Genomic DNA, 12,082 nt, shown 5'->3' on the forward strand with positions numbered 1-12,082 from the left:
TCGGTTGGCGGTGGGTAGACTTGAGCTATTTCTTTCCGGGTGTTCATTGCCATGAAATTATTACGCTCAAGGCCGTTTATCGTTGCCAGCCTGATGGTTGGCGCCGTTATTCTCTATTTTCTGTATTCCCGCCAAAGCGCCGTTTCCGCCACTCCGCACAGCGCGCCCGCTCCGCTGGTGAGCCTGGTGCCGGCGCAGGTCAAATCGCTGCCGCTGACGCTCGCCACGCAGGGGCATGTCGTCTCGCTAAATCAGGTCGATATCCAGTCGCAGATTACCGGAACCGTAAAATCGGTGGAGTTCAAAGAAGGGGATGTGGTGCATCAGGGACAACTGCTGTTCACGCTGGATGACAACACGCAGCAGACGGCCTTGCACCGGGCGGTGGCGTCGCAGGCGGAATCACGCTCGCTGCTGGATAAAGCGCAGCGGGATCTAAACCGCGGACGGGCGCTGAAAGCGCAGAATTATATCTCGGCGTCCGACTGGGACGCGCTGCAAAGCGCGCGACAACAGTATGACGCGCAGTTCAACGCGGCGCGGGACGATATTCGCAGCGCGCAGGCGCAGCTTGGTTACACGCGCATTTACGCGCCGGTTAACGGCAAAACCGGCGCGCTGAACGTTCATCCGGGCAGCCTGGTGCAACCCGGCAGTTCGCTTCCCCTTGTCACCGTCAGCCAGTTCGACCCGATTGGCGTCTCTTTTACGCTGCCGGAAAAAGATCTCAACCCGGTGCTGGCCGCGCAGGCGCAAGGGCCGGTACGGGTATGGGTGAATAACGCCAAAGGGCAGGCGGTGGAAGGCATATTGGATTTTATTAATAACACCGTCAGCACCGAGTCCGGCACCATCGCGCTGAAGGCGCGGTTTAGCAACGCCGGTAATCTGCTGTGGCCGGGCGCGTATCAGGCGGTCAACATTGACGCGGGCGCGGAAAACGTGGTCGTGCTGCCGCCGCAGGCGATTCAGAACGGCCCGGACGGGCATTTCGTCTATCTCGTCGATAAACAACGTCAGGCGGTGATGCAGCCGGTGAACCTGTTGCGCATCCAGCAGCAGATGGCCGTGGTGGACGGCATATCGCAGGGGACCGATGTGGTGATTGAGGGCGCCAACAATTTGCGTCCCGGTATGAAAGTCGCCGTGGCGAAAAAAGATGCGGCAGGGCAGAACTGATGAAACTCGCCGAACTGTGCCTGTCCCGCCCCATTGCCGTGATGCTGCTATGGCTGTCGGTGATCGTCACCGGGGTCATCTGCTGGACGAAACTGCCCGTGGCGGCGTTGCCGTCGTTTGATATGCCCACCATCAGGGTGAGCGCATCGCTTTCCGGAGCCAGCCCGGAAACGATGGCGTCGTCGGTCGCCACGCCGCTGGAGAAGAACCTGTCCACGATCCCCGGTTTGTCGATGCTGACCTCGACCAGTTTGCAGGGGGCGACCACCATCGTGCTGGAGTTCGACCCGTCCGTGAACATCGACGCGGCCGCCGTTGACGTGCAGTCGGCGCTCTACCAGACGATGAAAAAGCTGCCGTCGCAGATGACGACGCCGCCCTCGTTTCGCAAGGTGAACCCGGCGGACGCGCCCATCGCGGCGATTGGCATCGACTCGCCATCCATGACGCTTTCCGATCTCAACCGTTTCACCGATAACCTGATTTCCCCCGCGCTATCGACCATTAAAGGTGTGGCGGAGGTGAATGTGATCGGCCAGAAACGCTATGCGGTGCGGGTGGAAATCGACCCCGACAGGCTGGCGGCGACCGATATGACGTTGTCTGAAGTGCAGACGGCGCTGAAGGCCGCCAATGCGAATTCGCCCATCGGCGAGCTGGACGGCAAGCGTCAGATGATGATGCTGCAAACCCGCGGCGATCTGATGAAGGCGGCGGATTTCGCCAACGTGATTATCGCTACGCGTAACGGGCAGCCGGTACGGCTGTCGGATGTCGCCAGCGTGCAGGACAGCATCGAAAATGCCCTAAGCTATAGCGCGGTCAACGGGCATACCGCGATTGTATTGAGCATCAACCGCCAGCCGGGGGCGAACATCGTGGCGACGCTCGACGCCATCAACCAACTGCTGCCCAAATTGCAGGCGCAGATGCCGCCGTCGGTACAAATGAAGCTGCTGAACGATCGTTCAGTCTCGATTCGTCAGGCGATTCATGATGTGAATCTCACCCTGATGCTGACCATCGCGTTGGTGGTGCTGGTTATTCTGCTTTTCTTGCGCCATTTCCGCGCCACGCTGATCCCGGCGCTCAGCGTGCCGGTGTCCCTGCTGGGCGCTTTTGCGCTGATGTACCTGCTCGGGATGAGCCTCGACAATATCTCGCTGATGGGGCTGACGATTGCCGTGGGGCTGGTGGTTGACGACGCCATTGTGGTGCTGGAGAACATCATGCGCTACATGGAGGAGGGCGAGTCGCCCTGGCGGGCGGCGCTGCTCGGGGTCAGAGAGGTGGCGTTTACCGTGGTGTCGATTTCGCTGTCGCTGGTGGCGGTGTTTATCCCCATTTTCTTTATGCCCGGCACGTTGGGGCTACTGTTCCATGAATTCGCCTGGGTGGTGTCGCTGGCGATACTGGTGTCGGCGGCGGCGTCGCTGACGGTGATTCCGCTGCTGGTGCCGATGCTGATCAAGCATCAGGAACATCCGGCGCCGGAGCCGGCCTGGAGCCAGCTATTTGAACGCGGGTTTGAATCCCTGCGCCGCGGGTATGGTAACGCGCTCGACTGGGCCATCGGGCATCGCTGGGTGATGGTGCTCACCGCGCTGGCGACGGTATTACTCAGCGTTTTACTGTACTGGAGTGCGCCCAAAGGTTTTTTTCCGCAGGAAGATCTCGGCCAGGTGACGGCGAATATTGATACGCCGCAGGATATGTCCTACGAAGGGCGGTTGAAGGTGGCGCAGCAGTTGGGCAATACCCTGCTACAGGACCTGGCCGTCAGCGATATGGTGACCAAAGTCGACCATGACACCACGCAACTGATGCTGACGCTAAAAGACAGCGCGCAGCGGCCGCCGATGGCGCAGGTGTTGCAGAAAATGCGCGCCGAAACGCGCTATCTGCCGGGGATTACCGTGTTTTACAGCCCGGTGCAGAACCTGAAAGTCGGCGGGCGTTCGTCAAAAAGCAACTACCAGTACACGCTACAGTCGGTGAACAGCGGCGATGGACTATCGTTAAATGACTGGGCGAACAGGCTGATGGACGGAATGAAAAAAACCGGCGTTTTCGTGGGCGTGAACAGCGACGCGCAGCTGAACGGTTTGCAGGCGCAGTTGCAGATTGACCGCAACAAAGCGTCGCTGATGGGCGTGGATATCGATCAGATCCGCAGCAACCTGTACGCCGCCTTCGGGACGCAGCAGGCATCGACCATTTACGCGCCGGAAGACAGTTATCAGGTCATCATGGAGGTGAACAGCGCCTTTAGGCAGAATGAAAGCGACCTGTCGAAAATCTATGTCCGCTCGTCGGCGAACACCTTGCTGCCGGTGACGACCTTTACCCACATCACGCGTTCACAGGGGGTGACGGCGGTAAACCACCAGGGGCAGCTTCCGGCGATCACCGTTTCGTTCGATCTGGCGCCCGGGAAATCGCTTTCCGACGCCACCAACGCGATCGCGCAGGTACAGCAGGCTATCCAGATGCCTAATTCGGTTATCGGCAGCTACGCGGGGCAGGCGGCGCTCTACCAGCAGTCCCAGACCAGTCAGGTCTGGCTGATTGTGATGGCGCTGGCGGTGATTTACGTCATTCTGGGCGTATTGTATGAAAGCTGGATCCATCCGCTGACTATCCTGCTGGGGTTGCCGTCCGCCGCGGTGGGCGCGCTGCTGGCGTTGCGGCTGCTGAATCTGGATCTGACGTTTATCGCCATGATCGGCATTCTGTTGCTGATTGGCATCGTAAAAAAGAACGCCATCATGATGATCGATTTCGCTCTTGTCGCACAGCGGACGCGGGGTCTGTCGCCCCATGACGCCATTATACAGGCGTGCATGCAGCGCTTTCGGCCGATCATGATGACGACGCTGTGCGCCATGATGGGGGCGCTGCCCATTGCCTTTGGCTGGGGCGCCGGGGCCGAGCTGCGTCAGCCGATGGGCGTGGCGGTGGTAGGCGGGTTGCTGTTCTCGCAGTTGATTACGCTGTTTATTACCCCCGTTCTGTATCTGCTGTTTGATCGGCCAAACGTTGAAATGGCGACGATGGCGCATCAGGTGGAGGAACAATGAGACTATTGCTGGTAGAAGACCAAACCATGGCGGCGGATTACATCTCCAAAGGGCTCAAGGAGAATGATTTTGTGGTCGATGTCGCTCACGATGGCGTGGATGGCCTGCACTATCTGCTGACCAACGATTATGATCTGGCGATCCTCGACGTCATGCTGCCCGGTATGAACGGCTGGAAGATCCTGGAGCTGGCGCGTCAGGCCGGGAAACTGACCCCCGTCATGTTCCTGACGGCGCGCGACGAGGTGGAAGACCGGGTGCGTGGTCTGGAATTGGGCGCGGAAGATTATCTGATCAAACCCTTTTCCTTTAGCGAGCTGTTGGCGCGGGTGCGTGTCATTATGCGGCGGCAGGCGGTACATGCGCCGGCGGTGGAGGAATCCGTTCTGCAAATCAGCAACTTGCAGCTGGATTTCCTTAAACATCGCGTGTCGCGCGGCGGAAAACGCATCGAGCTGACGCAAAAAGAGTTTTTGCTGTTGAGCCTGCTGATGCGCCGCAGCGGCGAAGTGCTGTCGCGCACCGTGCTGGCGGAGCAGGTCTGGGACATGAATTTTGACCCTGAAACGAACGTCATTGACGTGGCGATTCGCCGGCTGCGCAGCAAAATCGACGATGGCTATGAGATCAAACTGCTGCACACTATCCGCGGCGCCGGATATGTACTGGAAGTGAGAAACGATGCTGATACCGCGTAATTTTCCGATCACCCTGAGGCTGACGCTTTATTTTTCCCTCGCCATGAGTCTGGTGCTGTACAGCGTTTCGGGGCTGCTGTACTCCACGATGCGCAACCAGCTTAGCCAGAAGGATGAAGATGAACTGCGCAGTACGCTGCGCTTTCAGCAGGAAATCGCCGCTACCATCAGCGAACGTCAGGGGCCGAAAGACCTTTGGCAGCAGGAGCTGTTCGAGTTCGTCGCCCGTCAGGAACGCCTTTCGCTCAGGATCATCAGCCCGGACGGCAAAGTCTGGGCGCAGTCGAAAAATATGCGCGTTCCGCAGCAGGATTTTCCCGCGCCATCCAGCGAGTTTCGCTACAGCGCGTGGCGCTATCGCGCGCACGAAGCCAGCGAAAAATACCTGATCGCCTCGACCGATTTTGTCCTCAAGGATAACCAGCCGTGGCTGGTGCAGGCGGCGTTGAACGTCTCAAAAAACAATGAAATCATTGAGGATTACTGGAAGCGCATGCAGATTGCCGCGGCGCTGTCCATCGTCATTTTCTCCGCCATTGGCTACTGGCTGGCCCGCAAAGGGCTGCTGCCGCTGCGGACGATGAGCCGGGAAATCGAACATATCCACGCGGAAGATTTGCACACCCGCCTGTCCACACAGCGCTGGCCGTCGGAGTTGAATACGCTGGCCGCCTCGTTCGACGGCATGATGACCCGCCTGGAGGCATCGTTTAAGCAGTTGAGCCGCTTTTCATCGGATATCGCCCATGAGTTGCGCGGCCCAATCAACAATTTGATTTCGGCGGCGAGCGTGACGCAAAGCAAGGCGCGCAGTCAGGATGAGTACCGCGAAACGCTGGCGGCGATTGTGGAGGAAGGGGAGCGGCTGTCGCGCATGATTTCATCCATGTTGTTTCTGGCTCGTGCGGATAACAGCCGCGAGCCGCTCAACGTGGAACAGCTGAACAGCGCAACCGAATTCGCCCGGTTGATCAATTTCTACGATATTCTCGCGGAAGAAAAGAATATCGACTTGTCGAGCGAAGGCGACGTCGTTTTCTATGCCGATCCCATTCATTTGCAGCGCGCGCTGGCGAATCTGCTGTCCAATGCGCTGCGCCATACGCCGCCCGGCGGGAGGATTTTGTTGAGCGCGGTGAACTACAACGGCAAGGCCTGTCTGAGCGTTATTGATAACGGCGAAGGCATCAGCGCGGATCATTTGCCGCATATCTTCGACCGTTTCTATCGGGTGGATGACGCCCGCAGCAACGCGGAAAACACCGGCTTAGGGCTGGCGCTGGTGAAAACCATCGCCGAGATGCACGGCGGCAAAATCCAGGTGGCGAGCGAGGAAGGGAAGGGAAGTTGTTTTACGCTGGTGCTGCCGACGCGCAAGGAAGACATCGCCAACCTGACAAAATTGTAATTTATGCGTTGAGCCTGGGTCATCATGACGCACTGATAATAGACCCTATTATCATACAGGAGGCTGGTTCAGACTATGATTCAGAATAGGCAAAACACCGCGTTGTCTCGCGCTCAACTGAAAAATTATTTTTCATATGTCCGGCAGTTTATTGCCGCGCCGCGCTCGGTAGGCTCCGTTATTCCGTCATCCGCCACGCTGTGCCGCGCGATGATGAACCAGGTGGACTGGTGCACGAATCTTTCTATCGCCGAACTTGGCGCGGCGAACGGCGTATTGACCAAAGGCATTCTTGAGCGAATGCGCGCCGACGCGGTGCTGGATGCGTATGAAATTAATCCGGGGTTCGTTAATCAGCTACAAAAGATTGGAGATAAACGGCTGAATGTCGTCGCTGCATCGGCAGAAACACTCATTAATCGTTATGATATTGTTTTTTCCTGCCTGCCGCTGTTGTCGATGCCCACCAGAATTACCGTGCGCATTCTGAATCAGATTCGTAAATGTATGGCGCCGCACAGTACGTTTGTTCAGTTTCAATATAGTCCGCTGTCGGAGAAATTATTGTCGCATTATTTTAACTGGCAACGGATTGTCGTGGTGAAAAACGTTCCGCCCGCGCTGGTCTACGTCTGTACGCTGCGGGAAGAATAACGCATTTCTTTGCTGTTCCCTGTGTTCGATACGATATCGCCGTGCTGTTTCCGTACAGCCTCACATCGCCTGCGGCGATATATTATCCCGGCAGGCGGAGAATATCGGTTTTTTTAGTCCTGTAGCGAGGAGGTCGGATGAAAGTAAATATTTTATACATAATGCTGGCGGCGGCGTCGTTTTTTCTTATCGAGCAAAGCCCTGCCCAGGCGAGTGTAAATAAAGTGGGAAATACATGGATACTTTCTCCGGCGGCCTGGTATCCCCATACGGATACGACACCCGAAAATCATCCGTTCGATATTAATAAAAACTCAACGGGAAATAATGACTTTCCCCATCGGTTATCTACCGATAAATAAGGTGAGAAATAAACAGAACCCCCTTTGTTATTGCTAATCAATAACAGCGGATAAATCCTGACTCCGGCGACGTGATACTGCCCGGAACAGGTGTTTTATCGTATTTCAACAGCGGCTGATAGTACGCTAAAAAAAGAGATGTTCGCGTAATGAAAAAACAACCGAAAGTATTCACCGGAATAGGCGTTTGCCTGGCTGCGTTATTGGCGGTGCCCTGTATCGCATGGATGACGGGCTGGCAGTGGAATCCGGATGCGCCGTCCCGGCTGCTGGCCTTTTTTTATTTTCTGACGCAAACGGTGAGTAATCCGTTCGGTATTATCACGGCGCTGTTTTTACTGGGCGCGCTACTATGGGTGTTAAAACCCGCGAAGACGCTCGTCTGGCGATGCGCTTTGTTGATTATCGCGCCCATTTTGCTGGGACAAGTGTCCGTTGGCGTACTGAAGCGATGCGTACAGGAGCCGCGGCCGTTTGTGGCGTGGTTAAGCCACAACCAGCCAGCGGAAATTCACCGTTTCTACAATCTGGATACCGATAAACGCCGCCGCATCGTATTTGACGGCCTTCAGGACCATGCCACGATGCCTGTCTGGCAAAAAGCCCACTGGGCGGAGCAAACCAGCTATTCATTTCCTTCCGGTCACTCTATTTTCGCCGCCGCCTGGGCCATGCTCGGGGTCGGGTTACTGTGGCCGCGGCGGCGTTTTATCGGCGCGGTGGCGCTGATCGCCTGGGCCGCCGGCGTGCTGGCAAGCCGTCTCCTGCTTGGTATGCACTGGCCGGTCGACTTGCTTGGATCGACAGGGCTGGCTCTGATCCTGACGTATCCTTCGATCAAGATGATCAACCGTACGGTTCCGGTTTGAACGACCCGCGCATCGACGGGGTATCCATCGGATAGACCGGTTCAGATCAGTCACTGGCTGAGCGCGGCATAACCGTATGTGCCGCATACCTTGAGGTGCCTGAACAACGCGACATGCTATTAACAGTTTCAAAAATAAACCAGCTCCCAAAAGGAAACAAAATGCAGTATGGTTATGCAGGTATGAAATAGAAACTCATCAACGGCAGCAGATGGAGCAGAGGTAACAAGATGCCTGAATTCAATGTCTACAGCAAAACCTGTCCGGCGCGCGTGGTGCTGGATCGTTTGTCCAATAAGTGGTCGCTGTTGATTCTGGATCGTCTGGCGTGCGAGCCGGTACGATTTAATCAATTAAGACGTGACATTGAAGGCGTATCGCAGAAGGTGTTGTCGCAGACGCTGAAGCATCTGGAGCGCGATGGCATGATCCGTCGGCAGGTGTTCGCCACGGTGCCGGTGACGGTGGAGTATTCGATTACCTCGCTGGGTAAGACGCTGGTCAAGACCGTACACGAACTGACCCACTGGGCAGAGAGCAATATTGATGAAGTCATGCTCGCCCAGCAGCGCTACGACGAGCTTAATTCGGCTTCCACGGCGGCATAATCGTTTAATCGGTAGCGCTTCTCTATCCGACGATGAGGGCTGCGGTTTAATCCGACTGGCCTTTTGAAAAGGCGATGATGCCTGTCGTGATACATGCAATGTATCGGGAACAGGCAATCTCAGCGATTTACGGACGGGGGTTATTAAAAAGCCGCGGTATGAGGTCGGCCCCGGCCATTAATCATACCCGTTAATCCTTCCGCTCTTTATTATTCGCAATATTATTATTGGCGATGGGTGTATATCCCGTTGGCGCTTCCAGCAATATCTCCTTGATGTCGCCGACATCATAATCATGGCAACTCTTGTCGAGCTTTTGTAACAGTTGTTCCATTTCCTGCCAGCTCAGTCTTTCTTCCTGCGCGGTCATGATTCTGGGGTGGCTGGTGCCTTCTACATTTTCGCCAATCAACAATTCCTCGTAGAGCTTTTCTCCCGGGCGTAATCCCGTGAATTTAATAACGATATCGCCATCTTCGCCATAGCCTTCGATGCACCCTTTCATTCCCATCAGGTTGATCATTCTGCGCGCTAAATCGAGGATTTTAACCGGCTCCCCCATATCCAGAACAAAAACCTGGCCGTTAATCCCCATCGCGCCTGCCTGTATAACGAGTTGCGCCGCTTCAGGTATCAGCATGAAATAACGGGTAATGTCCGGATGGGTTACCGTAACCGGGCCTCCCTGACGAATCTGTTTTTTAAACAGCGGAACGACAGAGCCAGAGGAACCTAATACGTTGCCGAAACGGACCATGGTGAAGGTCGTCTGGCTTTGCCGTTCCGCCAGCGCTTGCAGAATCAGTTCTGCCATTCGCTTACTGGTCCCCATGATGTTGGTGGGGCGCACCGCTTTGTCGGTCGAAATCAGGGTGAAGTTGCGCACCCCTTCCTCTATTGCGGCTTCGGCGCAGGCCAGCGTGCCGAAGACATTATTGCGGATACCTTCGATGACATTGTCTTCCACCAACGGCACATGCTTGTAAGCCGCGGCATGATAAATGGTTTCTACCTGATGGGCCCGCATCAGCTTCTGGATCCGGTTTTGCTTTTGCACCGACCCCAGTGCGGCAACGATTTTGGTATCAAGCAGCAAACGTTTCTTGATGCCCTGAAGCTCCTGGTCGATGGTATAGAGGTTGTATTCATTCAGTTCAAACAGCACCAGCGTGCGGGGGTGCTGCGTCAGAATCTGGCGGCAGAGCTCTGAGCCGATGGAACCGCCAGCCCCGGTAACCATGACCGATTTGCCGGTAATGTTTTTAGACATCAGCTGCTTGTCGGGGCCTACCGCTTCACGTCCCAGCAAGTCCGCCACGTCCAAATCCCGTATTTCTGTCGCAACAGCCTTTCCGGCGGCAATGTCTTCGACCGAGGGTACGGATTGCACTTCAATCGGCCAGTGCGACAATTTTTCCAGCAATCTCAATCGCTGGCCTTTTTTGATGTTATTAATCGCCAGCAGCAGTTTTACCGGTTGATATAACGGTTTCAGTTTTTCGAATTCGCTACTGTGATGCACCTTGATGCCGCAGATGATTTGACCAATCTTTTTTTCGTCATCATCAAGCACCACCACCGGATGAAACTCGTCTCCCTGGATCAGGGAATAAAGCAGGTCACGCCCGGTTGCTCCCGCGCCATAGATAAAGACATTTGGCTTCTGACGTTTGTAATAGTGGTAATAAAACGTGCGAATGAGTACGCGAGGGCTGCCCAGCGCCAGCGTCGCCAGTCCGGCGTAGATAAAAGGGACGCTGCGCGGCACAAACGACTGAAAAAAGAAACTACTCAGCGCCAGGCTGATGGCCGACAGAATCACCGACAGAAAAACATACCCCATTGCCGGCAGCATCATGTAACGCAGCACGGCCCTGTACATACCGCAGCGAATAAATACCAAAAGCGTGATGGACAACGTGATCAGGACGCTGGCGATTTCAGCGTAACCCACAGGAAAATCCAAGGTGCCCAAACGAACGGCGACGGCCAGATAAAGTGAAACTACAATGGCTATCGCATCATAGAGCACCGTCATGATGCGTTTGTTTCTACGCTCAGTACTTAGCAAAAATGGAATGGGTTTAAACATCTGGGGCCTGAATGTCTGTGTGAGACGACAATTGGAGTAAATTAGGCGGACATTTTAGTGGTCCGACAACGTCTTGACCAGCTGTGAGAATCTCAATTTCTGGTATAGCGGGTACCAAGGTATTATCAGGTATTTTCCTGCGGAAGGTAACCATATTGAAAATCTTAGTAACGGGAAGCCGTGGGTTTATCGGGAAGCGGCTGGTCGCGCTGGCGGGCGAGCAAGGCATCGCCTGTGTTCTGCATTGCAGCGAGCGTGCAGAGGTATCCGATAGCCCGATGATTCGCGCCAATCTGACCGCCACGACCGACTGGACGCCGGCGCTGCAGGGTGTGGATGCGGTGGTACACTGCGCCGCCAGAGTGCATCAGATGCAGGACGGCGGTGATGCATTGGCGCTTTATCGGGAAACCAATGTGGCGGGGACGTTGCGACTGGCGCAGCAGGCCGCGGAAGCCGGCGTTAAACGGTTTGTCTTTCTGAGTTCCATCAAGGTGAATGGCGAAACCACTCAGCCTGGCCGGCCTTTTCAGCCCGATGTGGCGGTACCGCCCGCTGATCCTTACGGCGTGAGCAAATACGAGGCGGAGCAGGCGCTGATGCGTCTGGCGCAGGAAACCGGTCTTGAGGTGGTGATTATTCGCCCGCCGCTGGTATATGGACCGGGCGTCAAAGCCAATTTCCGGGCGATGATGAACTGGACCAGCAAAGGCGTGCCGCTGCCGCTGGCGGCGGTTCAAAACCAGCGCAGTCTGGTATTTGTGGACAACCTGGCCGACCTGATTCTGCTGAGTCTGCGCCATCCGCAGGCTCCGGGGCGGGTGTGGCTGGCGTCGGACGACCACGACGTCTCCACCGCCGATCTGCTGGCGGATATGGCGGCGGCGCTGGGGGTGAAAAACCGCTGTTGGCCGCTGCCGCCGTGGGTACTGAAAAGCGCCGCGGCCCTGCTGGGAAAATCCGCGGTGGCGGAGCGCCTGCTGGGTTCGCTGCAGGTGGATATCCGCGAAACCCGGCAACGGCTTGGCTGGCAGCCCGCCGTCCCTTATCATCAGGCGATTGCCATCACGGCGCGGGCGTTTCTGTCGGAAACGTCCGGCGTCTCCGAGTCCGAATCCAAAAAAGGTTGACC

10 protein-coding genes are annotated in these 12,082 nt (G+C 56.1%); 9 read left to right on the forward strand and 1 reads right to left on the reverse strand.

Translation table 11 applies throughout. The features are described from left to right. Nucleotides 1-51 precede the first annotated feature (51 nt). The 8 genes from DXXMK7_RS03380 (at nucleotide 52) to DXXMK7_RS03410 (ending at nucleotide 8,858) form a co-directional block, all read left to right on the forward strand. Nucleotides 52-1,179 (forward strand): efflux RND transporter periplasmic adaptor subunit, encoded by a 1,128-nt coding sequence (locus tag DXXMK7_RS03380; protein ID WP_038917858.1) that lies wholly within the window; start codon nucleotides 52-54, stop codon nucleotides 1,177-1,179. Continuing rightward, the gene (locus DXXMK7_RS03385) at nucleotides 1,179-4,259 is read left to right on the forward strand and encodes an efflux RND transporter permease subunit (RefSeq protein ID WP_038917859.1); all 3,081 of its coding nucleotides are present in this window, start codon (nucleotides 1,179-1,181) and stop codon (nucleotides 4,257-4,259) included. Before DXXMK7_RS03380 ends, DXXMK7_RS03385 begins: the two co-directional genes overlap by 1 nt. Then, a complete protein-coding gene (locus DXXMK7_RS03390) occupies nucleotides 4,256-4,957 on the forward strand; it encodes a heavy metal response regulator transcription factor (RefSeq protein WP_038917860.1) in 702 nt (233 codons plus the stop codon). The genes DXXMK7_RS03385 and DXXMK7_RS03390 overlap by 4 nt, the downstream gene beginning before the upstream one ends. Further along, nucleotides 4,941-6,365, forward strand: a complete 1,425-nt coding sequence (locus tag DXXMK7_RS03395; RefSeq protein ID WP_038917861.1) for a heavy metal sensor histidine kinase — start codon at nucleotides 4,941-4,943, stop codon at nucleotides 6,363-6,365. Before DXXMK7_RS03390 ends, DXXMK7_RS03395 begins: the two co-directional genes overlap by 17 nt. Before the next feature lie 75 nt (nucleotides 6,366-6,440). Then, nucleotides 6,441-7,019 carry a class I SAM-dependent methyltransferase gene (locus tag DXXMK7_RS03400; RefSeq protein ID WP_038917862.1) on the forward strand — a complete coding sequence of 193 codons (579 nt, stop codon included), beginning with the start codon at nucleotides 6,441-6,443 and terminating at the stop codon, nucleotides 7,017-7,019. Nucleotides 7,020-7,156: 137 nt separating this feature from the next. Continuing rightward, nucleotides 7,157-7,381, forward strand: a complete 225-nt coding sequence (locus DXXMK7_RS22480) for a hypothetical protein (RefSeq protein WP_127353471.1) — start codon at nucleotides 7,157-7,159, stop codon at nucleotides 7,379-7,381. Between the two features lie 149 nt (nucleotides 7,382-7,530). Continuing rightward, nucleotides 7,531-8,250: a phosphatase PAP2 family protein gene (locus tag DXXMK7_RS03405; protein WP_049842624.1), complete on the forward strand. Its 720-nt coding sequence runs from the start codon at nucleotides 7,531-7,533 to the stop codon at nucleotides 8,248-8,250. A 230-nt stretch (nucleotides 8,251-8,480) separates the two neighbouring features. Further along, the gene (locus DXXMK7_RS03410) at nucleotides 8,481-8,858 is read left to right on the forward strand and encodes a helix-turn-helix domain-containing protein (RefSeq protein WP_038917863.1); all 378 of its coding nucleotides are present in this window, start codon (nucleotides 8,481-8,483) and stop codon (nucleotides 8,856-8,858) included. A 190-nt stretch (nucleotides 8,859-9,048) separates the two neighbouring features. On the opposite strand, the gene DXXMK7_RS03415 is transcribed toward DXXMK7_RS03410, so the two are convergent. Continuing rightward, the gene (locus tag DXXMK7_RS03415; protein WP_038917864.1) at nucleotides 9,049-10,950 is read right to left on the reverse strand and encodes a nucleoside-diphosphate sugar epimerase/dehydratase; all 1,902 of its coding nucleotides are present in this window, start codon (nucleotides 10,948-10,950) and stop codon (nucleotides 9,049-9,051) included. Between the two features lie 155 nt (nucleotides 10,951-11,105). Here DXXMK7_RS03415 and DXXMK7_RS03420 point away from each other — a divergent pair, with 155 nt between their 5' ends. Beyond that, nucleotides 11,106-12,080, forward strand: a complete 975-nt coding sequence (locus DXXMK7_RS03420) for an NAD-dependent epimerase/dehydratase family protein (protein ID WP_038917865.1) — start codon at nucleotides 11,106-11,108, stop codon at nucleotides 12,078-12,080. The last annotated feature ends 2 nt before the right edge of the window (nucleotides 12,081-12,082 follow it).

Source organism: Dickeya sp. MK7 (assembly GCF_000406305.1).
Classification (GTDB): domain Bacteria; phylum Pseudomonadota; class Gammaproteobacteria; order Enterobacterales; family Enterobacteriaceae; genus Dickeya; species Dickeya fangzhongdai.

What these genes read in the sequence shown, in the direction of transcription:
- DXXMK7_RS03380 (WP_038917858.1), top strand. Translation starts at nt 52, where the DNA reads ATGAAATTATTACGCTCAAGGCCGTTTATCGTTGCCAGCCTGATGGTT.
- DXXMK7_RS03385 (WP_038917859.1), top strand. Translation starts at nt 1,179, where the DNA reads ATGAAACTCGCCGAACTGTGCCTGTCCCGCCCCATTGCCGTGATGCTG.
- DXXMK7_RS03390 (WP_038917860.1), top strand. Translation starts at nt 4,256, where the DNA reads ATGAGACTATTGCTGGTAGAAGACCAAACCATGGCGGCGGATTACATC.
- DXXMK7_RS03395 (WP_038917861.1), top strand. Translation starts at nt 4,941, where the DNA reads ATGCTGATACCGCGTAATTTTCCGATCACCCTGAGGCTGACGCTTTAT.
- DXXMK7_RS03400 (WP_038917862.1), top strand. Translation starts at nt 6,441, where the DNA reads ATGATTCAGAATAGGCAAAACACCGCGTTGTCTCGCGCTCAACTGAAA.
- DXXMK7_RS22480 (WP_127353471.1), top strand. Translation starts at nt 7,157, where the DNA reads ATGAAAGTAAATATTTTATACATAATGCTGGCGGCGGCGTCGTTTTTT.
- DXXMK7_RS03405 (WP_049842624.1), top strand. Translation starts at nt 7,531, where the DNA reads ATGAAAAAACAACCGAAAGTATTCACCGGAATAGGCGTTTGCCTGGCT.
- DXXMK7_RS03410 (WP_038917863.1), top strand. Translation starts at nt 8,481, where the DNA reads ATGCCTGAATTCAATGTCTACAGCAAAACCTGTCCGGCGCGCGTGGTG.
- DXXMK7_RS03415 (WP_038917864.1), bottom strand. Translation starts at nt 10,950, where the DNA reads ATGTTTAAACCCATTCCATTTTTGCTAAGTACTGAGCGTAGAAACAAA.